The sequence below is a fragment of the Streptomyces sp. SID5469 genome (genome assembly GCF_009862865.1).
Lineage (GTDB): Bacteria > Actinomycetota > Actinomycetes > Streptomycetales > Streptomycetaceae > Streptomyces > Streptomyces avermitilis.
Genome location: NZ_WWIN01000001.1, coordinates 4,847,835 through 4,872,494 on the forward strand (window position 1 = coordinate 4,847,835; position 24,660 = coordinate 4,872,494).

Annotated in this window: 21 protein-coding genes and 1 riboswitch; of the genes, 10 read left to right on the plus strand and 11 right to left on the minus strand. The window is 70.5% G+C overall.

The window, feature by feature from the left end; all coding sequences use genetic code 11:
- Positions 1–32 precede the first annotated feature (32 nt).
- On the plus strand, positions 33–389 hold the full coding sequence (locus GTY58_RS20510) for an STAS domain-containing protein (RefSeq protein WP_159045180.1): 357 nt from the start codon (positions 33–35) through the stop codon (positions 387–389).
- Between the two features lie 26 nt (positions 390–415).
- Positions 416–2,131 carry a SpoIIE family protein phosphatase gene (locus GTY58_RS20515; RefSeq protein ID WP_159028995.1) on the plus strand — a complete coding sequence of 572 codons (1,716 nt, stop codon included), beginning with the start codon at positions 416–418 and terminating at the stop codon, positions 2,129–2,131.
- 94 nt (positions 2,132–2,225) lie between these two features.
- Here GTY58_RS20515 and GTY58_RS20520 read toward each other — a convergent pair whose 3' ends face one another.
- The gene (locus GTY58_RS20520; protein ID WP_010985360.1) at positions 2,226–3,353 is read right to left on the minus strand and encodes an NADH:flavin oxidoreductase; all 1,128 of its coding nucleotides are present in this window, start codon (positions 3,351–3,353) and stop codon (positions 2,226–2,228) included.
- Between the two features lie 380 nt (positions 3,354–3,733).
- Here GTY58_RS20520 and GTY58_RS20525 point away from each other — a divergent pair, with 380 nt between their 5' ends.
- On the plus strand, positions 3,734–6,232 hold the full coding sequence (locus tag GTY58_RS20525; RefSeq protein ID WP_037644678.1) for a phospholipase D-like domain-containing protein: 2,499 nt from the start codon (positions 3,734–3,736) through the stop codon (positions 6,230–6,232).
- Positions 6,233–6,358: 126 nt separating this feature from the next.
- Here the strand turns inward: GTY58_RS20525 and groL are convergent, their stop codons facing one another.
- From groL to thrC, 4 genes are all read right to left on the minus strand, one after another.
- Positions 6,359–7,984 (minus strand): chaperonin GroEL, encoded by a 1,626-nt coding sequence (gene groL, locus GTY58_RS20530; RefSeq protein ID WP_010985362.1) that lies wholly within the window; start codon positions 7,982–7,984, stop codon positions 6,359–6,361.
- A gap of 334 nt (positions 7,985–8,318) precedes the next feature.
- Complete coding sequence (locus GTY58_RS20535) at positions 8,319–8,525, minus strand: cold-shock protein (protein ID WP_007493268.1); 207 nt, start codon at positions 8,523–8,525, stop codon at positions 8,319–8,321.
- A 453-nt stretch (positions 8,526–8,978) separates the two neighbouring features.
- Positions 8,979–9,254, minus strand: coding sequence for a MoaD/ThiS family protein (locus tag GTY58_RS20540; protein ID WP_010985363.1), 276 nt, complete (start codon positions 9,252–9,254; stop codon positions 8,979–8,981).
- 75 nt (positions 9,255–9,329) lie between these two features.
- Positions 9,330–10,628, minus strand: a complete 1,299-nt coding sequence (thrC, locus tag GTY58_RS20545) for a threonine synthase (protein WP_010985364.1) — start codon at positions 10,626–10,628, stop codon at positions 9,330–9,332.
- Positions 10,629–10,645: 17 nt separating this feature from the next.
- Positions 10,646–10,792: riboswitch (SAM riboswitch) on the minus strand.
- Between the two features lie 176 nt (positions 10,793–10,968).
- Here thrC and GTY58_RS20550 point away from each other — a divergent pair.
- Together GTY58_RS20550 and GTY58_RS20555 are read left to right on the plus strand one after the other, a co-directional pair.
- Positions 10,969–11,913 (plus strand): glucosyl-3-phosphoglycerate synthase, encoded by a 945-nt coding sequence (locus GTY58_RS20550; RefSeq protein ID WP_010985365.1) that lies wholly within the window; start codon positions 10,969–10,971, stop codon positions 11,911–11,913.
- A gap of 109 nt (positions 11,914–12,022) precedes the next feature.
- Complete coding sequence (locus GTY58_RS20555) at positions 12,023–13,414, plus strand: trehalose-6-phosphate synthase (protein WP_010985366.1); 1,392 nt, start codon at positions 12,023–12,025, stop codon at positions 13,412–13,414.
- Positions 13,415–13,457: 43 nt separating this feature from the next.
- Here GTY58_RS20555 and otsB read toward each other — a convergent pair whose 3' ends face one another.
- The 3 genes from otsB to GTY58_RS20570 all read right to left on the minus strand — a co-directional run bounded on the left by otsB (position 13,458) and on the right by GTY58_RS20570 (position 15,979).
- On the minus strand, positions 13,458–14,321 hold the full coding sequence (otsB, locus tag GTY58_RS20560) for a trehalose-phosphatase (protein WP_010985367.1): 864 nt from the start codon (positions 14,319–14,321) through the stop codon (positions 13,458–13,460).
- Positions 14,322–14,422: 101 nt separating this feature from the next.
- A complete protein-coding gene (locus GTY58_RS20565; protein WP_037644676.1) occupies positions 14,423–14,650 on the minus strand; it encodes a DUF3263 domain-containing protein in 228 nt (75 codons plus the stop codon).
- Between the two features lie 99 nt (positions 14,651–14,749).
- Complete coding sequence (locus GTY58_RS20570) at positions 14,750–15,979, minus strand: extracellular solute-binding protein (protein WP_042493327.1); 1,230 nt, start codon at positions 15,977–15,979, stop codon at positions 14,750–14,752.
- A gap of 159 nt (positions 15,980–16,138) precedes the next feature.
- On the opposite strand from GTY58_RS20570, the gene GTY58_RS20575 reads away from it, so the two are divergent.
- The 3 genes from GTY58_RS20575 to GTY58_RS20585 all read left to right on the plus strand — a co-directional run bounded on the left by GTY58_RS20575 (position 16,139) and on the right by GTY58_RS20585 (position 19,302).
- Complete coding sequence (locus GTY58_RS20575; protein ID WP_037644674.1) at positions 16,139–17,083, plus strand: ROK family protein; 945 nt, start codon at positions 16,139–16,141, stop codon at positions 17,081–17,083.
- Positions 17,083–18,228: an N-acetylglucosamine-6-phosphate deacetylase gene (gene nagA / locus GTY58_RS20580; RefSeq protein WP_010985371.1), complete on the plus strand. Its 1,146-nt coding sequence runs from the start codon at positions 17,083–17,085 to the stop codon at positions 18,226–18,228. The genes GTY58_RS20575 and nagA overlap by 1 nt, the downstream gene beginning before the upstream one ends.
- A gap of 144 nt (positions 18,229–18,372) precedes the next feature.
- Complete coding sequence (locus GTY58_RS20585) at positions 18,373–19,302, plus strand: 1-phosphofructokinase family hexose kinase (RefSeq protein ID WP_010985372.1); 930 nt, start codon at positions 18,373–18,375, stop codon at positions 19,300–19,302.
- Positions 19,303–19,375: 73 nt separating this feature from the next.
- Here the strand turns inward: GTY58_RS20585 and GTY58_RS20590 are convergent, their stop codons facing one another.
- Both GTY58_RS20590 and cdgB read right to left on the minus strand, forming a co-directional pair.
- On the minus strand, positions 19,376–20,326 hold the full coding sequence (locus GTY58_RS20590) for a hypothetical protein (protein ID WP_010985373.1): 951 nt from the start codon (positions 20,324–20,326) through the stop codon (positions 19,376–19,378).
- Positions 20,327–20,443: 117 nt separating this feature from the next.
- Entirely contained in the window at positions 20,444–22,150 is a 1,707-nt protein-coding gene (cdgB, locus tag GTY58_RS20595) for a diguanylate cyclase CdgB (protein ID WP_010985374.1), read from the minus strand.
- Positions 22,151–22,557: 407 nt separating this feature from the next.
- On the opposite strand from cdgB, the gene GTY58_RS20600 reads away from it, so the two are divergent.
- A complete protein-coding gene (locus tag GTY58_RS20600) occupies positions 22,558–23,136 on the plus strand; it encodes a flavin reductase family protein (protein WP_010985375.1) in 579 nt (192 codons plus the stop codon).
- Between the two features lie 178 nt (positions 23,137–23,314).
- Here the strand turns inward: GTY58_RS20600 and arfB are convergent, their stop codons facing one another.
- On the minus strand, positions 23,315–23,743 hold the full coding sequence (gene arfB, locus GTY58_RS20605) for an alternative ribosome rescue aminoacyl-tRNA hydrolase ArfB (RefSeq protein ID WP_010985376.1): 429 nt from the start codon (positions 23,741–23,743) through the stop codon (positions 23,315–23,317).
- A gap of 194 nt (positions 23,744–23,937) precedes the next feature.
- Between arfB and GTY58_RS20610 the strand changes: the two genes are divergently transcribed.
- Entirely contained in the window at positions 23,938–24,513 is a 576-nt protein-coding gene (locus tag GTY58_RS20610; protein ID WP_010985377.1) for a TerD family protein, read from the plus strand.
- The last annotated feature ends 147 nt before the right edge of the window (positions 24,514–24,660 follow it).

Consider the following 24,660-nt stretch of genomic DNA (forward strand, 5'->3'; position numbering starts at 1 on the left):
GAGGAACCACCGTGTTGGTTCCGATGTCCAGCGTGCGACGGTCCGAGGACCGCGGGAAATGGGCAGTGGTGGTCCTCACCGGCGAGGTGGACTGCGACCTGACGCCGGCGCTGCGTGAGGCGGTGGACTCCTTGACCGCCGAGGATCACGGACTGATCGTGCTGGATCTGGGACAGGTGTCGTTCATGGACTCCGCGGGCCTCGGCGTGGTGGTGTACGGGATGCGGCGTGCCGGGGCACTGGGCGGCAGGCTGCGGCTGGCGGGCCCCGGCGAGCAGGTCCGCGAGCTGCTGAGGCTGACCGGGCTGGACGCCGCCGTCGAGGTGTTCGGTGACGTCCCGGCGGCGTGCGCGTACGGCCCGACGCCCAAGGGCCTGGAAAGAATCTGAGGCCCAGGAGGGCAAAAATGGGCTGCGTGGAGAGTTCCCCGGGCGGGGACGAGGACTTCGACGCGAACGAGGCGTTGACGTCGGCGCTGTTCGAAGCCGTGGGCGCGGGCATGTACGCCGTGGACGGGCAGGGAAAGGTGATCGCCTGCAACCCGTGGGCGGAGCGGCTGCTGGGCTATGCGCCGGGCACGCTGCTCGGCGTCGACGCCCACCACACGCTGCACCCGATGGAAGGCGACGAGAACGGTCTGCCTGCCCAGCGGCCGGTCCTGGCCGACATCGTGCTCGGCAAGCGGATCAGCGGCGACCGGGCCGTGCTCTTGCGCGCCGATGGCACCCCCGTGCAGGTGTGGTGGTCCGCGGCTCCGCTGCCGGAGGAGATGGGATACGACAAGGGCGCGGTGGTCGTCTTCCACGACGCCTCCGCCAGACGTGCGCGGGACGGACGCCGCGCCCGGCGCTACGCGCACAGCGAGACCATGCGCGAACAGGCCGAGTACGACCTGTCGGAGATCACCTGGCTCAGCGAGCTGACGCTGGCCATGGTCAGCACCCTGGACGCGGACGAGGCACTGGGCCGGCTGGTACGGCAACTGGTGCCCCGCCTGGCGGACACCGCCCTGATCGACCTGACCGCCGGCCTCACGCGCCGGCGCGCCGCCGCCACCCACCACCTGCCCGGCGTCCTGCCCTCCGGACCGCACGACATCGGCGAGCCGTTGCCGGGCCATCCCGCCCACGACGCGGCACTGTCCCGGGTGTTCGGCGGCGCCGGCACGCAGCACCTGACCGCTCCGCTGCCGGCCGGACCCGCATATCCGGGAAGAGACCTGTTCGCGCTGGTGGACGCCCACGAGGCCCTCGTGGTCCCGTTGCGGCTGCGCGCCAGCACGTTCGGGGCCCTGACGCTGGTCCGCGCGCCGGCCAGCCCGCCGTTCAACGAAGCCGACCGGATCCTGGCCGAGGAAGTGGCCCGCCGCGCGGCACTCGGGCTGGACAACACCCGCCTGCACGCCGCCCAGGCCGACATCGCCGCCACCTTGCAGCGCGCCCTGCTCACCGACCTGCCCACCGTGCCGCGCCTGGAGCTGGCCGCCCACTACCAGCCCGCCCAGCGGGCAGCGGAAGTCGGCGGGGACTGGTACGACGCCTTCCTCCTGGAGGACGGCGACCTGGCCATGGCCATCGGCGACGTCACCGGACACGACATCCAGGCCGCCTCCCGCATGAGCGAACTGCGCAACATGCTCCGCGCCCTGGTCGTCGACCGCCCCGAGGAAAACCCCGGCCAGATCCTGCGCCGCCTGGACACCGCCCAGGCCCGTCTGACCCTCGCCGACTCCGCCACCGCCATCCTCACCCGCCTGCACCCCACCGCGGACGGAACCTGGGACCTGGCCTGGTCGGTCGCCGGCCACCCCCCACCCCTGCTGATCACCGCCGACGGCACGGCCACCTACCTCACCGGCCCCCGCGCCATGCTGCTGGGAGTCAGGCCCACCGCGGAGCGCCCCACCGCCCACACCCGTCTGCCCGGCGGAGCCACCCTCCTGCTCTACACCGACGGCCTGGTCGAATCCCGCGCGCAGCCGTTCGACGTCGGCATGACCCGCCTGCGCCAGTACGCCACCACCCACCGCCAGCTGCCTCTGCACCGGCTCTGCGCCCAGCTCGCGCACGACCTCGGCGACACCCGCGACGACATCACCCTCATCGCCGCCCGCACGCCCCCCACCGCCTGACCTCCGGGCCCGCACCGCCACCTTGTAGCACGCCCGAGGGCGGTACCCCCGGGTGCCGGGAATACCGCCCTCGTCGTACCGCGAACAGCTCGGCTCAGTGCAGCGTCTTCAGCGAGGACGCGTCGTACGCGGCCAGCTCGGAGAACCGTCCGGCCAGTACCTTCGCCGCCCACTCCGGGTCCTGGAGCAGGGCGCGGCCGATGGCGACCAGGTCGAACTCCCCGGACTCCAGACGGTCCAGGAGGTCGTCGATGCCCCGCACGGTGGAACCCTCGCCCTGGAAGGCCTTGAGGAATTCGCCGTTCAGGCCGACCGAGCCGACCGAGATGGCGGGCTTCCCGGTGATCTTCTTGGTCCAGCCGGCCAGGTTGAGGTCGGAGCCGTCGAACTCGGGCTGCCAGTAGCGGCGCGTGGAGGCGTGGAAGGCGTCCACTCCCGCCGCCGCCAGCGGGGCCAGGATCGCCTCCAGCTCCTCCGGGGTCTCGGCGAGGCGGGCGTCGTACGCCTGCTGCTTCCACTGCGAGTAGCGGAAGAGCACGGGGAAGGAGGGGGAGACCGCCGACCGGACCGCGGCCACGATCTCCGCCGCGAACTTCGTCCGGGCCACCGGGTCGCCACCGTAGGCGTCGGTGCGGCGGTTGGTGCCCGCCCACAGGAACTGGTCGATCAGATAGCCGTGCGCGCCGTGCAGTTCCACGCCGTCGAAGCCGATGCGCTCGGCGTCGGCCGCCGCCTTCGCGAACGCCTCGATGACGTCGTCCAGGTCCTGCTGGGTCATGGCCTTGCCGGTGACCTCGGCGCCCTCGGTGCCTATGCCGGACGGGCCGACCGGCGGGGCGTCCGCGAACGGCGGCTCGCCCGCGCCGCGCACCATGCCGATGTGCCACAGCTGCGGCACGATCGTGCCGCCGGCGGCGTGCACGGCGTCGGCGACCTTCGACCAGCCGGCCAGCTGCTCCTCGCCGTGGAAGCGCGGAATGCTGTCGCTCTGCCCGGCCGACTCGTGCCCCACGTACGTGCCCTCGGTGACGATCAGGCCGACACCCGCGGCGGCGCGGCGGGCGTAGTACGAGGCCACGTCCTCACCGGGGATGCCGCCGGGGGAGAACTGCCGGGTCATCGGCGCCATCACGATCCGGTTCGGGACGGTCAGGCCGTTGAGGGTGACCGGCCGGGACAGGATCTGTGCGGCGCGGTCGGTGGCATCGGTGGTGACGGTCACGCGGGGCTCCTCGGAACGGGGAAAAAGAGGGCATGAGATATGTGCGTATGCATCAACCCCAACCGCCCCGCGTACCCCCGCATTCCTTCCTACGGCCCCGGCCCGTGTGATCCCGGATACGCTCGCGGGCTCCCCCACCCACTCAGGCGGACAGTCCCACTCACACCCGCCGCCCACCGGCCGCAGCTGCACGTAACCGCCCTCGCGCCCCATGACCTGGCCGAGGCGCCCGTCCCGTACGTCGGCCGCGGACGATCACCCGACCCTGGTCCCCGTCCGCGACTCCAAAACCCCCACGGCCCGAAGCTCCCGTGAAGAGCGGTTCACGCCTGTCTATAAGGTGTGATCGCTTCGAACACCGTGCGAACAAAAGGACCCTGATGGGCAGACACATAAGACGGATGGCGGCCCTCGCCGCGCCCCTGGCGCTCGGCGCGACACTGCTCGCTCCGGCCACCGCCCAGGCGGAGACCGTGGTCTCCGGGAACTACACATCGGTCTTCAACTACCCCAAGCCCACGACCTACGACTCCTCGATCAACACCTCGGTCGGCGACCTGATCGACCTCGCGGCTCCCAGCTCGACCCTGTACATGGGCATGTACTGGTTCAACAGCTCGGACCTGCGGGCGAAGCTCACCGCCGCCCAGACCCGCGGCGTCACGCTGCGCATCATCTCGGAGTCGGCGAACCGGCCCAGCAGCGACCTGGACAGCCTCGCGCTGACCGGCAACTCCACCCTCACCTGGTGCTCCCGCGGCTGCCTGGGCAACGGCTCGGGTGACACGAACGCGATCGACCACGACAAGTACCTCGTGCTCGACTCGCTCACCGACGGACGCAAGAACGTCGTCTGGCAGGCCTCGCAGAACCTCGCGGGCGGCCAGGACGGCGAGATCAACAACGCGGTCGTCGTGTCCGGCAACGCGACCCTCGCGTCCCGGTACCGCGCGCACTTCAACGACCAGGTGAAGCACGCCGGCGACAGCCTGCACACGACGTACGACTACTCCACCGGCGACCCGAGCTCCCCGGTCGAGGCGTACTTCTCCCCGCGCGACACCGCCTCGGACGCCGCCCACTACGGCAACGCCGACATCCTCGCCTCGTTCATCGACCAGGTCGACTGCTCGAACGACGGAAAGATCAGGATCTCGGCCGCCGAACTCGACCAGCGGACCACCCGCCCGGCCGTCTACGACGCCCTGGCGACGAAGCGGTCCCAGGGATGCAGCGTCGACGCGAACGCCCGCGACCTCAGTGACGGCGGCGGCAACGACGGCATCAACGACCTGACCGCCCTCGACATCGCGGCCTACGGCAACCGCCCCGGCGGCTGCCGCTACAAGACCTCCGCAGGGGCCTCCTGCAACCACGGCACCACCCACTCCAAGTACCTGCTGACGGAGTGGAAGAAGAGCGACGGCACCCAGGTCCAGCACGTGTACACGGGCTCCCACAACTGGACCGCGGGCTCGCTGAAGACGAACGACGAGACGATTCTGCGCATCGACGACGCGGGCACCTACCAGGCCTACGTCGCCAACTTCAACAAGGTGCGCGCGAGCGCGGTCGACCTCGACGCCGCGAAGTACGGCTCGACGTCGCAGCACTACTCCCGGGTCAACGTGAACGCGAACGGCGACCAGCACTACAGCGCCGTCGCCTCCGGCGGCACCTCGTCCGTCTACACCGCGGTGGCCTACGAGCAGGGCGACCGGCACGACTCCTCGGACAGCGAGCTGGGCACCGACGTGTACCTGCGCCTGTACAAGGACGGTGCGCCGCTGTGGGACGAGAAGCTGCTGAGCAACGGCAACACCGGTACCGGCACGACCTGGTCGCACCAGAAGCCCGACGTCGGCGTGGACGACCAGGGCAACGCGATCGTCGTGTGGGCCAAGGACGACGACGGCAACAAGTACGCCGACATCGCGGTGCGCAAGGTGACCCCGGACGGCACGGTCACCACCCTGCCGCGTCCGCACGCCTCCGGTGACGGGGACCAGCTGCGGCCGACGGTCGCGGTGGCCGGCGACGGCTCCTACAGCGTCGCCTGGGAGAACACGGCCGACGGCTCGACCCTCAACCAGGTGTACGCGAGCAGTTGGTCCGCGACCGGCGCGCTGCGCTACCAGGACGTCCAGGTCAGCACGATCAACTCCGGTGCGGCCGGATCGAACCGGCGGCCCGACGCGGCGATCGACAACGCCGGGAACACCGTGATCGCCTGGGAGGAGGACGCGGACGGCAACGGCGGCCTCAACATCGGTGTCGCCAAGCTCAACACCTCGGGCGGCTTCACCGTGGCCCGCAAGGTGGGCAACTCCCTCACCGACGGACAGCAGACCAAGCCCGCGGTGGCCTCCGCCGGTGACGGCCGGTTCGTCGTGGCCTGGACGGACGAGTACACCACGGGCGCGGGCACCCTGGTCCGGCCGCAGCGGATCAACCAGCGCTTCTTCTCGGCGGCCGGCAGCCCCGCGGCGGCGGACCAGCGGACCACCGAGGACGGCACGAGCAGCGGTCCCTACGTCGACGGCAAGCGGCCGATCTCCGACCAGACGGACGCCGATGTCACGGTCGCCGACGACGGCACCTTCGTCGTCGCGTGGAAGGAGGCCTTCGACGTGCTCGTCGGCAACCCGGCCACCCTGTACGCGGGCAAGGACGACGTGTGGGCCCGCGGCTTCAACGCCGACGGCACGACGACCGGCAGGTTCCCCGCCACCCGGATGAACGTGGTGACCGGCGGCGGCCAGGGCGGCCCGGCCGTGGCCGTCGCTTCGAACGGCCGGCTCGCGCTGACGTACTCGGACGACTACGACGGCAACGGCCACAACGAGATGCGGCTGCGCGACGCGTTCAGCAACTCCTGATCACCTGTCCCGCCGCGGCCCGGGCGGCCGCGGCGGGAGAGCGTGAACGCCCGAGGGCGGCACCCCCTGGAATGGGAGTGCCGCCCTCGGTCTCGTACTGCGACGAACCGCTGATCCGCGAAGGGATCAGAAGTCCATGTCACCGCCCGGCATGCCGCCCGGAGCGCCGCCCGCGGCGGCCTTCTCCGGCTTGTCGGCGATGACGGCCTCGGTGGTCAGGAACAGCGCGGCGATGGAGGCGGCGTTCTGCAGGGCAGAGCGCGTGACCTTCGCCGGGTCGATGATGCCTTCGGCGATCATGTCGACGTACTCACCGGTCGCGGCGTTCAGGCCGTGGCCGACGGGCAGGTTGCGCACCTTCTCGACGATGACGCCACCCTCGAGACCACCGTTGACGGCGATCTGCTTGAGCGGGGCCTCCAGGGCGAGCCGCACGGCGTTGGCGCCGGTCGCCTCGTCACCCGTGAGCTCCAGCTTCTCGAAGACCGAGGAAGCCTGGATGAGGGCCACGCCACCACCGGCGACGATGCCCTCCTCGACGGCCGCCTTCGCGTTGCGAACGGCGTCCTCGATGCGGTGCTTGCGCTCCTTGAGCTCGACCTCGGTGGCGGCACCGGCCTTGATGACGGCCACGCCGCCGGCCAGCTTCGCCAGACGCTCCTGGAGCTTCTCGCGGTCGTAGTCCGAGTCGGAGTTCTCGATCTCGGCACGGATCTGGTTGACCCGGCCGGCGACCTGGTCGGCCGAGCCGGCGCCGTCGACGATCGTGGTCTCGTCCTTGGTGATGACGACCTTGCGGGCGCGACCGAGCAGGTCGATGCTCGCGTTCTCCAGCTTGAGGCCGACCTCCTCGGAGATGACCTCGCCGCCCGTGAGGATGGCGATGTCGCCGAGCATGGCCTTGCGGCGGTCACCGAAGCCCGGAGCCTTGACGGCGACGGACTTGAAGGTGCCACGGATCTTGTTGACGACCAGGGTCGACAGGGCCTCGCCCTCGACGTCCTCGGCGATGATCAGCAGCGGCTTGCCCGACTGCATGACCTTCTCGAGGAGCGGGAGCAGGTCCTTGACGGAACTGATCTTGGAGTTGGCGATCAGGATGTACGGGTCGTCGAGCGACGCCTCCATACGCTCCATGTCGGTGGCGAAGTACGCCGAGATGTAGCCCTTGTCGAAGCGCATACCCTCGGTGAGCTCGAGCTCCAGACCGAAGGTCTGGGACTCCTCGACGGTGATGACGCCTTCCTTGCCGACCTTGTCCATCGCCTCGGCGATGAGCTCGCCGATCTGGGTGTCGGCGGCGGAGATGGAGGCCGTCGAAGCGATCTGCTCCTTGGTCTCGACATCCTTCGCCTGCTCGAGCAGGGCACCGGAGACGGCCTCGACGGCCTTCTCGATACCGCGCTTGAGAGCCATCGGGTTGGCGCCGGCGGCTACGTTGCGCAGGCCCTCGCGGACGAGCGCCTGGGCGAGGACGGTCGCGGTGGTCGTACCGTCACCGGCGACGTCGTCCGTCTTCTTGGCGACTTCCTTGACCAGCTCGGCGCCGATCTTCTCGTACGGGTCCTCGAGCTCGATCTCCTTGGCGATGGAAACACCATCGTTGGTGATCGTGGGGGCGCCCCACTTCTTCTCGAGGACGACGTTGCGGCCCTTGGGGCCAAGGGTGACCTTGACGGCGTCGGCGAGCTGGTTCATCCCGCGCTCGAGACCGCGCCGTGCCTCCTCGTCGAACGCGATGATCTTGGCCATGTGAAGTGGTCCTCCCGGACTGGGGTGGATTGCTCCGGACCGCGCTGGCGCCCGCGACGGACGGCCTGCCTGCCCCGTGGTTCCTTGCACCACCTGGCCTGCGGGCCTCACCGACCCGGTCCTTCGTTATCACTCTCACCTTCAGAGTGCTAACGCCAATGATTAGCACTCGCCCCTGCCGAGTGCAAGCGGCTCCAGGCAATCCGCAGGTGAACGCACCTGTGCGCCCCACACGTGCGCAGGCGCTCCGGACGCCCCGGGGCAGACCGAAGGGCCCGTACCCCGGAGGGGATACGGGCCCTTCGTCACGTCGAACAGTCAGTCGGCGCGTGCTTCAGCCGGTCGCCAGTCGGACCATGTCCGCCTGCGGCCCCTTCTGGCCTTGCGAGATCTCGAAATCGACCCGCTGACCCTCTTCCAGGGTGCGGTAGCCGTCCATCTGAATCGCGCTGTAGTGGACGAATACATCCGCACCACCGTCGACCGCGATGAAGCCGTACCCCTTCTCCGCGTTGAACCACTTGACGGTGCCCTGAGCCATGCCTAACTCCCCTATTACTGGCCCTTGCACAGGACCGCACTTCGCGGACCCGGGTCAGACCTCACCCCCCAATGGCTTGGGGGTGTGCGCCGGAACGCGTCGACCGCGGCTGAATGTATCTGTCCAACTGCCCTCTGCAACAGGTCAATCGGACGAGAATTCTGGGTCTGGCCGATCGGGAATATGCGGAGAATTCGCAAAGATTCAGGGCAAGTCGGGCCCCATAAATGCCGTATAAGGCTTAAAAGGGTGGGGCACTTTGGCTGTTTCTTGTCGGGCTTCGGATGAGAACTCATATGCATCCGGCAAGAAGAGCGAGGCGACTTCCCCAACTGTACCGTGCTCAACCATGCAGAATTGCCCCCTCCGTTTCTCTCACGGAGGGGGCAATTCGATGAACTCTCGGTAACCGGCGTTACCGACGGTAATAACCGGGCGCCGAACCGGTATCGGTCAGCCGCCGGCGACGGCCGGGATGATCGAGACTCCGGCGCCGTCCGGCGTCACCGTCTCGAGGCCCTGCTCGAAGCGCACGTCGTCGTCGTTCACGTACACGTTGACGAAGCGGCGCAGCTTGCCCTGGTCGTCCAGGACGCGGGCCGCGATGCCCGTGTGGTTCTTCTCCAGGTCGGCGATGACCTCGGCGAGGGTCGCGCCCTGGGCCGGGACCTCGGCCTTGCCGCCCGTGTAGGTGCGCAGGATGGTCGGGATGCGGACGTTGACGCTCATGCGGTGTGACCTCCGGTCGGGTACACGGGAAGGGCTGTTCTCAAGCTGCGGACTGGTGGGGGCCGGTCGCGCCGTTCACGCGAGGCCGGCTTCCCGGAAGGAGTCCAGGCTGGGACGAATGGTCGCGGTCAGCCCGGTCCCGGCCACCGCGTCCAGGGTCTTGAGGCCGTCACCGGTGTTGAGGACGACCGTCGTGAGGGTGGGGTCGAGCAGACCGCTCTCGATCAGTTTCTTGGCCACACCCACCGTCACGCCACCCGCGGTCTCCGCGAAGATGCCCTCGGTCCGTGCGAGCAGCTTGATCGCGTCGACGATCTGCTCGTCGTTCACGTCCTCCACCGCACCGCCCGTGCGGCGCGCGATGTCGAGGACGTACGGGCCGTCGGCCGGGTTGCCGATGGCCAGCGACTTGGCGATGGTGTTCGGCTTCTGCGGCCGCACGACGTCCTGGCCGGCCTTGTAGGCGACGGACACCGGCGAGCAGCCCTCGGCCTGCGCGCCGAAGATCTTGTACGGCTTGTCCTCGACCAGCCCGAGCTTGATCAGCTCCTGGAGCCCCTTGTCGATCTTCGTGAGCTGGGAGCCGGAGGCGATGGGCACCACCAGCTGGTCCGGCAGCCGCCAGCCGAGCTGCTCGCAGATCTCGTACGCCAGCGTCTTGGAGCCCTCGGCGTAGTACGGCCGCAGGTTGACGTTGACGAAGCCCCAGCCCTCGCCGGCCGGGTCGCCGATCAGCTCGGAGCAGAAGCGGTTCACGTCGTCGTAGTTGCCCTCGATGCCGACGAGCTCGCCGCCGTAGACCGCGGCCATGACGACCTTGCCCTGCTCCAGGTCGTGCGGGATGAACACGCAGGAACGGAAGCCGGCGCGGGCGGCGGCGGCGCCCACCGCGCCGGCCAGGTTGCCGGTGGAGGAGCAGGAGAGGGTGGTGAAGTCGAAGGCGCGGGCGGCCTCGATGGCCTGGGCGACGACGCGGTCCTTGAAGGAGTGCGTCGGGTTGCCGGAGTCGTCCTTCACGAAGAGCTTGCCGGCGTCGACACCGAGCTCACGCGCCAGGTTGTCGGCCTGGACGAGCTTGGTCCAGCCCGGGTTGATGTTGGGCTTCTCGGCGACGTCCGCCGGGACCGGCAGGAGCGGCGCATAGCGCCAGATGTTCGCGGGGCCCGCCTCGATCTGCTTGCGGAGTTCCTCGGTGTCGTAGCCCGAGAAGTCGTACGCGATCTCCAGCGGGCCGAAACACTCGTCGCAGGCGAAGACCGGACCGAGGGGCACGCGGTGGCCGCACTCGCGGCAGGAAAGCGCGGCGGCCGGACCGAGGTCGACGGAGTTCGCGGGGGAGGTGACGGAGGTACTTGCGACAGTCTGCGCAGCCATGGAGGCGAGGCCCTTTCTCCTCATCTTCCTCACGACGCACTTCGCCGTGAGACGGATTTGGCACCTTCCCGAGCCGGGAGCCTCGCCACATCAACGTGACAAGACCGGCTGGAGGGTTGCCGGGGCTTCATCGGGCCGTATCCCTCTGCCCCTCTGGATGAGCGGTATTCGGTTGTTTGACTGTGGAGCACTGTGCGCGCCGATGATCGAGGACATGCGATGGTCATCCGCGTTGTTCAAGACTGTAACCGAAGGCCAGGACAGTTGAGATAGTCGTCCGAACAGCGAGATGGATCACGCGCTGATGCGAGTGTGTGATCAGACAGTGAGGAGCCGCAGAGTGCTGAACGAAGTCGAGCGCTGGCTGAGCACCCGCTCCTGGTCCCTGACCGATCGCCCGCTCCACAAGATCATGGCCGCGAAACGCTCCTCGGGCTCCTCGGTCAGCGTCGTGCTGCCCGCGCTGAACGAGGAGGAGACGGTCGGCGAGATCGTCGCCGTCATCCGGCACGACCTGATGCACCAGGTCCCGCTCGTCGACGAGATCGTCGTGATCGACTCGGGCTCGACGGACCGCACCTCCGAGGTGGCCGCGGCCGCGGGCGCCCGGGTCGTGCACCGCGACGAGATACTCCCGCGGCTGCCGGCCGTGCCCGGCAAGGGGGAGGTCCTGTGGCGCTCCCTCCTGGTCACCAGCGGTGACATCGTCTGTTTCATCGACGCGGACCTGAAGGAGTTCTCGTCGGACTTCGTCTCCGGCATCGTGGGCCCGCTGCTCACCGACCCGGGCGTCGACCTCGTGAAGGCGATGTACGACCGGCCGCTGGGCGGCGCGGCGGGCCAGGGCGGCCGGGTGACCGAGCTGATGGCCCGGCCGCTCCTCAACATGCACTGGCCGCAGCTGGCCGGCTTCGTCCAGCCGCTCGGCGGCGAGTACGCGGCCCGCCGCTCGCTGCTCGAACAGCTCCCGTTCCCCGTCGGGTACGGCGTGGAGCTGGGGATGCTCGTCGACGCCCTCCACCTCGTGGGCCTCGACGCGCTCGCCCAGGTCGACGTCGGCGTGCGCAAGCACCGCCACCAGGACGGCCAGGCGCTCGGCCGCATGGCCGCGGCGATCTACCGCACCGCCCAGCTGCGCCTGGCCCGGGGTCACCTGATCCGCCCCGCGCTCACCCAGTTCGAGCGCGGCGAGGACGGTTTCGAGCCGCGCACGTACTCGGTGGACACGGAGGAACGGCCGCCGATGGCGGAAATCGCCGAGTACGCGCGGCGGAAGGCCGCGTAGCCCGCGCCCCCGCGGGGGCGCGGGGCCGTCCCGCGCGAGGTCGTATACGACGCCGCATACGGCCGAAGGGAACGTTTGAGCGTTTCCGACCCGGGCTAGATTTCGAGGCATGGCTTCCACCCGAGGTGCCCAGATCCTCGTCGCGTCCAACCGCGGCCCGGTCTCGTACACGCTGGACGAGACCGGCACGCTGACCAGCAAGCGCGGCGGCGGCGGGCTGGTGTCCGGACTGTCGGCCATCGGCCCCGACGCGGGCGCCCTCTGGGTGTGCTCGGCGCTCGGCGAAGGCGACCGCGAGGCGGTGCGGCGCGGAGTCGGCGAGCCCGGCGTACGGATGCTGGACGTCGACGCAGAGGTCCACGCGGACGCGTACAACGGCATCGCGAACTCGGTCCTGTGGTTCGTCCACCACATGCTGTACCAGACGCCGCTGGAGCCGGTCTTCGACGCGGAGTTCCGGCGCCAGTGGGCGGCCTACGAGACGTACAACCACGCCTTCGCCGCGGCGCTGGCCGAGGAGGCGGCCGAGGGCGCCGCGGTCCTCGTCCAGGACTACCACCTGACGCTGGTCCCGCGGATGCTCCGCGAACTGCGCCCCGACCTGCGGATCGGCCACTTCTCGCACACGCCGTGGGCCCCGTCGGAGTACTTCCGGATGCTGCCCGACGACATCGCGGCGCAGGTGCTGGGCGGGATTCTGGGCGCCGACCGGGCCGCGTTCCTCACCCAGCGCTGGGCGGACGCGTTCACGGACTGCTGTCACGCCGTGCTGGGCCCCGGGATTCCCTCCGGTACCCGGATCGGCGTGCACGGCCTGGGCGCGGACGCGGACTTCCTGCGGGAGCGGGCGCACCGGCCGGACGTCGAGGAGCGGATGGCGGCGCTGCGCGAGGAGGTCGGCGAGGGCCGGAAGACGATCGTGCGGGTGGACCGTACGGAGCTGTCGAAGAACATCGTGCGGGGTCTGCTCGCCTACCGGGAGCTGCTGGCGTCGCGGCCGGACTGGCGCGAGCGGGTCGTCCACGTCGCCTTCGCCTACCCGTCCCGCCAGGACCTGGCGGTCTACCGGGACTACACGGCCGCCGTGCAGCGCCTCGCGGACGAGATCAACGCGGAGTACGGGACGCCGGGCTGGACCCCGGTCGTGCTGCACGTCAAGGACGACTTCGCGCGCTCCCTCGCCGCGTACCGGCTGGCGGACGTGGCCCTCGTGAACCCCATCCGCGACGGCATGAACCTGGTCGCCAAGGAGGTCCCGGTCGTCTCCGACGAGGGCTGCGCGCTGGTGCTGTCCCGGGAGGCGGGCGCGTACGAGGAGCTGGGCGAGGACGCGATCACGGTGAACCCGTACGACGTCGTGGGTACGGCCGTGGCCCTCCACGAGGCCCTCTCGATGCCGGCCGGCGAGCGCGCCGAACGCACGAAGCGGCTGGCCGGGGCGGCGACGGCACTGCCCCCGGCCCGCTGGTTCCTGGATCAGCTGCACGCACTGGACACCTGAACCGGACCCGGGGCGCAGCCGACGGCGTACGCCCCGGGACCGGTCAGCCGAGGCGGGCCGCCAGCGCGTAGAGCAGGCTCACGACTCCGGGCGGGCCGTCGACGACCAGGTCGGCCCGTTCGGCCAGTTCGGTGACCTCGGAGCTGCCGCTGCACACCAGCAGCCCCGGTACGCCGTCCGAGCGGAGTTTGTCGACGGCGGCGAAGGCGGGGAGGTCGCCGAGGTCGTCGCCGGCGTACATGACGGCCTCCGCGCCGGTCTCCCGCGCGTACTCCAGGAGGGCGACGCCCTTGTCCATGCCGGGCGGGCGCAGCTCCAGGACCATGCGGCCGGGTTCGACGATCAGACCGTGGCGGGTGGCGAGGTCGGTGAGGGGTTCGCGCAGGGCCTCGAAGGCGGCCTGGGGGTCGGTGGCGCGGCGGGTGTGCACGGCGACGGCCCGGCCCTTCTCCTCGATCCACGTGCCCTGCCAGGCGCCGATCCGATCGAGGAAGCCGGGGAGTTCCGCGCGGACGGCGGCGACGCCGGGGTGCGGGGCGGGGGCCTTGACGGTGCCGCTGACGGCGTCCCAGCGTTCGGCGCCGTAGTGGCCGAGGACGACGAGGTGCTCCAGGCCGGGGACGCCCGCGAAGCCGCCGTAGCGGACGGCGACACCCGCCGGGCGGCCGGTGATCACCGCGACGGAGGCGACCTTCGGGGCGAGGGCCGCGAGAGCGGGGACCGCGTCGGGGTGCGCGCGGGCCTGATCGGGGTCGGGGACGATCGGGGCGAGCGTCCCGTCGAAGTCGAAGGCGAGAACGGCCCGGCCGGGCCGGGCGAGGATGGCGTCGAGACCGTCGCGCCCGGCCGGGGTCGCGGGCGTCGGCAAAGAGTCCCTGGAGTCCGTGGAGTCCGTATGGCTGCCCATACTCCGACCCTATCCGCGACGGGGCGCGCGCACGCATGGCTCACGCGCGCCCTCATGGCTCAGGGACCTCACGGGGCACGGATGCGCCGGGGCCCCTGTCGTCAGCGCTCCGCGCGGCGGTTCTCGCGGACGCGGCGCAGGCGGTTGACCGTCACCGGGTCGTGGGCGAGGGCGCGGGGGTCGTCCAGGAGGGCGTTGAGCAGCTGGTAGTACCTGACCGGTACCAGGCCCAGCTGCTCGCGTATCGCCCGCTCCTTGGCGCCGGGGCCGCCGAAGCTCCGGCGCTCAAGGGCGAGGACGGCCTGTTCCCGCGGGCTGAGCTCTTCCATGGACGACATGACTGCCAAGGTAACGGCCGGGACCGACAGGCCCCCCGGCGGCGGGGCCCGCGCCCGGGCTCCGGCGGTCGTCCACTCCGCGGTGTCCGACTACTCCGCGATGTCCGACGTGTCCGCCGCGTCCGCCGTGCGCTGGAGCTGCCCCAGGATCGCCGCCGGGTTGCCGCTCGGGCTCACGGCCTTGCCGATCTGCTTCTTGATGTCGGCACTGACGCTCGCCCAGGACGTCTTGCCGACCGGGTACAGCTGGGAGGTCGGGAGTTCCTCCAGGAAGGGACCCATGTCGGCGTCGTCCTTGTCCGCGGCCATCGCCTCCGACGCCGAGTTGGTGACCGGCAGCAGGTCGTACTCGTGGGAGAAGGCGAGCACGTTCTTCTCGTTGTAGACGAAGTCGAGGAAGTCGCCGATCTGCTGCTTGTGGCCGTTCTTGCGGAACGCCGTCATCCAGTCGGCGACGCCCATCGTGGCCTTGGGCCCGCTGTCGACCCCGGGCATCGGCACCATGCCGAACTTCACGCCCTTCTTCGCGGCCATCTTCATCAGCGTCGGATGGCCGCTCAGCATGCCGACCTCGCCCCGCGTGAACGCGGCGAACGCGGCCGCCCGGTTCAGCTTCGCCGGCGCGGTCGGGCCGGTGAGGCCCTTCCCCACCAGCTCGTCCTTCAGCCAGGCGAACGTGGCGACGTTCTGCGCGGAGTCGAGGTTGTAGGTGCCGACACTGCTCAGATAGCCGTCGCCGCCGCTCAGCAGCCACTGCATCGTCTCGGCCTGCGCCTCTTCCGGCCCGAGCGGCAGCGCGTACGGGGTCTTGACGCCGGCCGCCTTGAGCGCCTTCGCGTCGGCGGCCAGCTCGTCCCAGGTCTTCGGCGCGCCGGTGATGCCCGCCTGGGCGAAGAGCTTCTTGTTGTAGAAGAGCAGGCGCGTGGACGCCGCGAACGGCATGCCGTACTGCACCCGGTTCAGCTGCCCGGCGGTGCTCAGTTCCGAGACGAAGTCGGCCTGGACGGGGATGGAGAGCACGTCGTCGGCGGTGTACAGCTTGCCGGCGGCCGCGTAGTCCGCGTACGCCCCGATCTGCGCCATGTCGGGCGCCTTGCCGGCCGCGACCATCTCCTTGACCTTGCGGTCGACGTCGTTCCACGAGTAGACGCTGACCTCGACCTTGATGCCGGGGTGCTTCGCCTCGTACTCCTTGACCAGCGTGTCCCAGTACTTCTGGGAGCTGTTCGCCGACGAGTCGCCGTAATCCGCGGCCACCAGCTTCAGGGTCACGTCGCCGGAGTCCTCCGAGCTGCCGCAGCCCGCGAGTGTCGCTGTCATACCCAGTGCCGACAACACCGCGATCAAACCTGTCGTACGCCGCTGCACTTGCTCTTGCCCCAAACCCTGGTGTCTCACATGCCGATACAAATCAGCTATAAGGTCTACACCACGTAAGTGGACTAGACCTCTTCCGGGTCTACGCGCCACACTGTCCCCGTGAGACATGTCATCGCCCTCGATGTGGGCGGCACCGGGATGAAGGCCGCCCTGGTCGGGGCCTCGGGCGAGCTGCTGCACCAGGCCCGCCGGGCGACCGGGCGGGAGCGCGGTCCGGACGCCGTGGTCGACACCGTCCTCGGCTTCGCGGCCGAACTGCGCGCGTACGGCGAGCGTCATCTCGGCGAACCCGCGGCCGCCGCCGGCGTCGCCGTCCCCGGCATCGTCGACGCCGGCCGCGGCCTCGCCGTCTACGCGGCGAACCTCGGCTGGAGCGACGTACCCATGCGCAAGCTCCTCGGCGAACGGCTGCACGGCGTCCCGGTCGCCCTCGGCCACGACGTGCGCACCGGCGGTCTCGCCGAGGGCCGGATCGGCGCGGGCCGGGGCACCGACCGCTTCCTGTTCGTGGCGCTGGGCACCGGCATCGCGGGCGCCATCGGCATCGACGGCACGGTGGAGGCGGGCGCGCACGGCTTCGCGGGCGAGATCGGCCACATCGTCGTACGCCCCGGGGGGACTCCCTGTCCGTGCGGGCAGTACGGCTGCCTGGAGCGGTACGCCTCCGCCGCGGCGGTCAGCCAGGCCTGGGCACAGGCCTCCGGGAACCCGGACGCGGACGCGGCGAGCTGCGCGCAGGCCGTGGAGTCGGGCGACGAGCGCGCCGTACGGGTCTGGCGCCGGGCCGTGGACGCGCTCGCCGACGGGCTGGTCACCGCGCTCACCCTCCTGGACCCGCGCACCCTGATCATCGGTGGCGGGCTCGCCGAGGCGGGGGAAACCTTGTTCACACCGCTGCGCGCGGCCATGGAACGCCGCGTCACCTTCCAGAAGCTGCCGGCCCTCGTCCCCGCGGCCCTCGGGGACACGGCCGGATGTCTCGGCGCCGGGCTGCTCGCCTGGGACCTGCTCTCGACCCATGACTCTCCGGAGGTAACCGCCTGATGGCCACTAGCAACGTGCTCGCCGGTGCCCGGGTGGTGCTGCCCACGGGGATCGTGGACGGCGGCCGGGTGATCGTCGAGGGAACGCGCATCGCGGGCGCCTCCTCCGAGGACGCCCCGGTCGTGGACCTGTCCGGCCACTGGCTGGTCCCGGGCTTCGTCGATCTGCACAACCACGGCGGCGGCGGCGCGTCCTTCACCTCGGGCACCGCCGAGGAGGTTCTCCGGGGCGTCCACACCCACCGCCTGCACGGCACCACCACCGTCGTCGCCTCCACCGTCACCGGCGAGATGGACGTGCTGGCCCAGCGCGCGGGGCTGCTCTCCGAGCTGGCCGAGCAGGGCGACATCGCCGGCATCCACTTCGAGGGCCCGTTCATCTCGCCGTGCCGCAAGGGCGCCCACTCCGAGGAACTGCTGCGCGACCCGGACCCGGCCGAGGTCCGCAAGCTGATCGACGCGGCGCGCGGCAGGGCGAAGATGGTCACGCTGGCCACCGAACTGCCGGGCGGCATCGACTCCGTACGCCTGCTGGCCGAGCACGGGGTGATCGCCGCGATCGGGCACACGGACGCGACGTACGAGCAGACGGTGGAGGCCATCGACGCGGGTGCGACGGTCGCCACGCACCTGTTCAACGCGATGCCCGCGCTCGGCCACCGCACGCCGGGCCCGATCGCCGCCCTCCTGGAGGACGAGCGGATCACGGTCGAGCTGATCAACGACGGTACGCATCTGCACCCGGCCGCCCTCCAGCTGGCGTTCCATCACGCGGGCGCCGGCCGGGTCGCGTTCATCACGGACGCGATGGACGCGGCGGGCTTCGGCGACGGCCGCTATCTGCTCGGCCCGCTGGAGGTCGAGGTCAGTGAGGGCGTGGCGCGGCTGATGGAGGGCGGTTCGATCGCGGGCTCGACGCTCACGCTGGACCGCGCCCTCAAGCGGGCGGTCACCGTCGACGGGCTGCCGGTCGAGGACGCGGTGGCGGCCCTGTCCGCCAACCCGGCCAGGCTGCTCGGCGTGTACGACCAGGTGGGCTCGCTGGAGCCCGGCAAGGACGCCGACCTGGTGGTTCTTGACGCGGAGTTCACGCTCAAGGGCGTGATGCGCAAGGGCGAATGGGTGGTCGATCCCCAACTGGGGTGATTCATCCACTGGTTGAATGCGGCGGTCGGCCGGGGGACTGGGCCGACCGCCGTCTCCTTTGGCATGATCGAGCCTCCGCAACCGCTGCCGACAGGCGCATCCTGAGAAACGGCTGCGCAGACGAACTTCGAGGGAGGTCGGCCGGTGATCCTCACGGTCACGCTGAACACCGCTCTCGACATCACCTATCGCGTACGGGCGTTGACGCCGCACGCCTCGCACCGGGTGACCGAGATGGCCGAACGGCCCGGCGGCAAGGGCCTGAACGTGGCCCGCGTGCTGGCCGCCCTCGGCCACGAGGTGACGGTGACGGGTTTCACGGGCGGGGCGACGGGCCGCGCCCTGCGGGAGCAGCTCGCGCACACGCCGGGGGTGGTGGACGCGCTCGTGCCGGTCGGCGGCGCGACCCGGCGCACGATAGCGGTGGTCGACGAGACGACCGGTGACACGACTCAGCTCAACGAGCCGGGGCCGACCGTGACGCCCGCCGAGTGGGCCGCCTTCCAGGAGGCGTACGGGGAACTGCTGCGGTCCGCCTCGGCGGTGGCCCTGTGCGGCAGTCTGCCGCCGGGGGTGCCGGTGGGGGCGTACGCCGGTCTGGTCCGCGCCGCACGCGCGCAGGCGGTGCCCGTACTCCTGGACACCAGCGGCGAACCGCTGCGGCGCGGGGTGGCGGCGCGGCCCGACATCGTCAAACCGAACGCCGAGGAGCTGGCCGAACTCACCGGCTCGCACGAGCCGTGGCAGGCCACGCGCGACGCCCGACGTCGCGGGGCGAACACGGTGGTGGCTTCGCTGGGTGCCGAGGGCCTGCTGGCCGTGAACGCGGAGGGCCACTGGCGGGCCACCCCGCCGCACCGGGTCCGGGGCAATCCGACGGGGGCGGGCGACTCGGTGGTCGCGGGCCTGCTGTCGGGCCTGGTGGACCAGCTGCCGTGGCCCCGGCGCCTGGCCCGGGCGGTGGCCCTGTCCGCGGCGACGGTGCTGTCCCCGGTGGCGGGCGAGTTCGACCGCCGGACGTACGAGGAGCTCCTGGACCGGGTCGCGGTGACGGGGGACGCCACCGCGGCGTAGAACCGCCGGACCGCCGGAACCAACGGACCGCTGGAACCGCCGGCCGGGCCGTGGCCCGGCCTCCTGCGGCGGACTAGTCCTTGACCTTGCCTGCCTTCAGCCACAGCTGGTCCAGGAGGATGTTGCACTTGTCGCCGTCCTGGCAGGAGATCGAGATCGTGTTGGTGCCCTTGGTGAGCGTGGGCCACGCGTAGGTCTTCATCCAGCCCTTCGCGGGGTCGGTGGCGCCCGTGAAGTTGCCCAGGTTCAGCTTGCTGCCGAACGTCTTGTTGTTGACCGTGACGGTCATCGACTGGTTCTCGCCGACGACGTTGTAACGCGCGAAGACGGTGTAGAGGCCGTCCTTGGGGATGCCGTTGACGGTCCAGGTGACCTGGGCGCCGACGGTGCTGAGACCCGACACGTAGATCCCGCCGTCGGCCTTGGCGCCCTCGACGTCCGACGCGGTCGTCGCGCCGCCGTCCAGCTTCAGCGCCTTGGCGTCGATGGTGGGCAGCTTGCCGGCCTCCGGCGACTTCTGGCCGGCCGACTTGCTCGGCTCCGCGCTCTGGGCGGCCGTGGGGGTCGAGCCCGCCTCGCTGCCGTTCTTGTCGTCGTCCGAGTCGCCGCCGACCATGACGACGGTGATGCCGATCACCACGGCGGCGACCACGGCGATCGCGCCGATCAGCAGCCCCTTGGTGTTGGGGCCCCGGCCCCGCCCGCCGCCCACCGGCGCCTGCCGGGAGGTGACCGCGCCGCCGGGCACGGTCTCGGGCGCCGCGTAGTGCGCGTTGGGCTGGCCGTACCCCGGCTGCTGCTGCCCGTAGGTCCCCTGCTGCGGGACCTGGCCGTACGCGGCGGTGGCGTTCTGCTGGCCGTACTGCCGCTCACCCACCGCCCGCACCCGGTTCACCGAACCCGGGTAGCCGTAACCGCCACCACCGCTGGGCGGGGTGGCTCCGTTGGCCTGACCATCGGCGTAGAGATAGCCGAACGGGTCGTCGTCCTCGGGCGTGCTCGCGCCGTTGTTGCCGGGCGTCATCCCTTGGTACTCCTCAGCGGTGCGGGTTCAGATGGGTGCGTGGATGAATGGCGAGCCTACCCGCTCCCAGGGGGTCAAACAGGTGGCCTTCACCTCATCAACCCACTGACCTGGTACTTACCCCGCACGTCGATGCTGTTTGGGACGAGACCGTTTCTCCACGTACATCCGCTCGTCAGCGGATTTCAATACCTCGTCCGCCGTCATGCCGCAGTGTGCCCATCCGATGCCGAAGCTGGCGCCGACGCGCATCGTGCGGCCGTCGACCCGGACCGGCTGGATGATCTCGTTGCGCAGCCGCACCGCGAGGTCCTGGGCATCGGCCCGGCCGAGCCCGTCGGCGAGGACTACGAACTCGTCGCCGCCGAGCCGGGCGACCGTGTCCCCGTCCCGTACCGCCCCGCTCAGCCGTCTGGCGACCTCGATCAGCACGGCGTCGCCGGCGTTGTGCCCGAAGCGGTCGTTGATCGACTTGAAGCCGTCGAGGTCGCAGAAGAGGACCGCGAGCCCCTTGGTCCCGTCGTCGGTCTGCCCCTCGGGGGCGACGGTGTGGACGTGGTGGTCGAAGGCGTCGTACGGCCCCGGCCCCTGGGTGAAGTCGAACCCGTGTCCGTGCCCCGGCTGCTCTCCGTGTCCGCTCGTGTCGTACGCCGCCGGGTGCTCCGTCGTGTACTGGCCGTGCGCGTAGGCCGCGTCGAGGGACTCGACGGCGCCCAGCTCCGCGGACTGCGGGCGCCGGCACAGGCGGGCGGAGAGGCGGGAGCGCAGCTCGGCGGAGTTCGGCAGCCCGGTGAGGGAGTCGTGGGAGGCGCGGTGGGCGAGCTGGAGCTCGCGGCGCTTGCGCTCCTCGATGTCCTCGACGTGCGTGAGCAGGAAGCGCGGACCGTCGGCGGCGTCCGCGACGACCGAGTTGCGCAGGGACACCCAGACGTAGGTGCCGTCGCGCCGCCCGAGCCGCAGCTCGGCCCGGCCGCCCTCGGCGGAGGTGCGCAGCAGGGTGCCGATGTCCTCGGGGTGGACGAGGTCGGAGAACGAGTAGCGGCGCATCGCCGAGGCGGGGCGGCCCAGGAGGCGGCACAGGGCGTCGTTGGTGCGCAGTATTCGCCCGTGCTGGTCGCCGCCCATCTCGGCGATGGCCATGCCGGAGGGCGCGTACTCGAAGGCCTGCCGGAACGACTCCTCGCTGGCGCGCAGGGCCTGCTGCTCGCGCTCCAGCCGGACCAGGGCGCGCTGCATGTTCGCTCTGAGACGGGCGTTGCTGATCGCGATCGCGGCCTGGAACGCGTACATCTGGAGAGCCTCGCGCCCCCACGCGCCGGGCTTGCGGCCGTTGCGCGGCCGGTCGACGGAGAGCACGCCGATCAGCTCGCCGCACGAGGCGCCCTGGACGCCGGGGGTGTACATCGGCGCGAAGAGCCGGTCGGAGGGGTGCCACTCGTCCTCGAAGCGGGGCTCGGGGCCGTCGGTGTACCACTGCGGTACGTCGTCCTCGTCGAGGACCCAGCCCTCGGTATGCGGTATGAACCGCAGGTCGCCCCAGGCCTCACCCATGTCGAGGCGGCGGTCCCAGGAGACGCGGGAGCCGACGCGGCCGGTGATCAGTGCCTCGGCGGCGGAGTTGCCGGCGAAGGCGGCGACCACGAGGTCGCCGTCCGGGCGTACGAGGTTGACACAGGCCAGCTCGTAGCCGAGGCCGTTGACCACGCCGTCGGCGACGGTCTGCAGCGTGTCCGCCAGGCTCCGCGCGGTGTTCATGTCCGCCATGACCTGATGCAGCTGCCGCAGGGTCGTAAGGCGGACGTACGGCTCCGACTCGGTCTCCATTCGCCCTCCCCTCGAGACCTCGCAGCAACTCCAGGGACTCTTCGGCGTACTTCTCGCGTACTTCTGCGTTCTACGGTTCTCTCAGCGTCCCCGCCACTGAATCACAGCGCGCTCCCCACTCGGTACACAGGGTCAACAAAATATGGCACCTGTGACTCAAGTCACAGAAGAAGATGAACATTTGAGTAGAGTTTCTGCGTTTCCCTTGTGCGTTTACTGAACACAATTCAGGTCTCTGTGCAGACCCTGTGACCATAAGCGTTCATACGTTTCCGTTCGCACATGATGACCTGGGTCCTGGGACCCGGTACCACGCCGGTACTACGACGGTCCTAGGACCCGGTACTACGACTCGGATCGGGCCTTGGTCCGATGTGGTCCTCGGCGCCGGAGACTAGCGTTTCGGCGTGCTGAACACTCCCCCTGCCCTACCTCCCGCCGCCGTACCCGCCGCCCCTCCCGTGCATGCTGAGGGGGTGAGCAACGACGAGTTCCGCGCCGCCATGTCCCGGCTGGCCGCGGGTGTGGTCCTGGTGACCGCGCACGAGCCCGCGCTGGATCCGGACGGCCCGGGCGGCGAGGACATCGGCATGACGGCGACCGCGTTCGTGTCCGTGTCCTTGGACCCGCCGCTGGTCATGGTCAGCCTGCGCGAGGGCTCCCGCATGGACGACCTGCTCGCCGAACAGCCCCTGTGGGCCGTCTCCGTGCTCTCCGACAACCAGCGGCACATCGCGGGCCGCTTCGCGATGAAGGGCCGCATCAGCGACCGTCTGCTGTTCCAGGACATCCCGTACGTCCGCGGGGAGGCCGCCGGGGCACTCCTGGTGGGCGGCGCCCTGGCGACCCTGGAGTGCCGCACGGAACAGCGGGTGGCGGCCGGCGACCACACGCTCGTCATCGGCCGCGTTCTGACGGCGGACGTACCGGGCGCGGACGGCGGACCGCTGGTGCATTTCCGGGGACGGTACCGGCACTTGGAGTAATCGGCACCCGGAGCAATCGACGCCGGGCGCAATCGGCGCTGGGCGTAGTGCCGGGCGTAATCGGCGCCGGGCGTATTCGGCGCCGGGATCGGCGCCAGGAGTAATCGGTGCTTGGGGCAGGGCGACCGGTGCGTGGGCCGGCCCCGCCTCCTCACTTCTCGGTGAGCGTCGGTGGGCGCTATCCCCAGTCGCGACCCGTGCGTCCGCGCTTGGTGTCGGAGCGCTGCTTTTTCTCGCGCAAACGCCGCTCATTGATGCCGCGCGGAATGCGGGTCGCCCGCCGGGGCTTCGGCGGCGGCGCGGACGCCTCGGCCAGCAGGGAGGCGAGCCGTACGGCCGCCGTCTCCCGGTTGCGCCACTGCGACCGGTGTTCGGAGGCGCGGACGCTGATGACTCCGTCGACGAGCCGCCCGGCCAGCTTGGCGAGGGCCCGCTCCTTCCACACCGGCGGGAGCGCCTCGGTCTTCGCGAGGTCGAAGCGCAGCTCGACCTGCGAGTCGCTGGTGTTGACGTGCTGCCCACCGGGCCCGGAAGACCGCGAGAAACGCCACATGAGCTCGGCCTCGGGCAGGGAGACGGAGCCGCGGATGACGTAGGGACCGGACATGGGTCCATGGTCGCGCGTATGTCCGGTTCACGTCACCAGGTTTTCGCACGGGCCCTTGGCAAAGAAAGTAAAGAGACCCGGAACCTCAGGTACCCCCCTCGGCGTTCATAGGGGTAGCTGTAGCTTCGTGGCCGTACGAAGCCCATACGTACGGGCACAGCGCACGTACGCAACGAGGGAAGGGACTCCCAACAATGGCTGTAAGCCTGTCCAAGGGTGGCAACGTCTCGCTCACCAAGGAGGCTCCGGGCCTGACCGCCGTCACCGTGGGCCTCGGCTGGGACGTCCGCACCACCACGGGTACCGACTTCGACCTCGACGCCTCGGCCATCGCGGTCAACCCCACGGGCAAGGTCTACTCGGACGCCCACTTCGTCTTCTTCAACAACAAGCAGACCCCGGACCAGACCATCGTTCACACCGGCGACAACCGCACGGGCGAGGGCGCGGGCGACGACGAGGCGATCAACGTCAACCTGGCGGGCCTCCCCGCCGACGTCGACAAGATCGTCTTCCCGGTCTCCATCTACGACGCCGAGAACCGCTCGCAGAACTTCGGCCAGGTCCGCAACGCGTACATCCGCATCGTCAACCAGGCCGGCGGCGCGGAGATCGCCCGCTACGACCTGTCGGAGGACGCGGCGACGGAGACGGCGATGGTCTTCGGCGAGCTGTACCGCAACGGCGCGGAGTGGAAGTTCCGCGCGGTCGGCCAGGGCTACGCCTCGGGCCTGGTGGGCATCGCCCAGGACTTCGGCGTCAACGTCTGACGTCCGCCTGCGGCACGCTGAACAAGCAACGGCCGCCTGCCCGGGGAGATCTTCCCGGACAGGCGGCCGTGCCGTTTGTCCGCGGCCCTCACCGGAACTGGGCCGGCGTTCTCCGCCGACCCCGCCGTCACTGACAAGAGGCGGAGC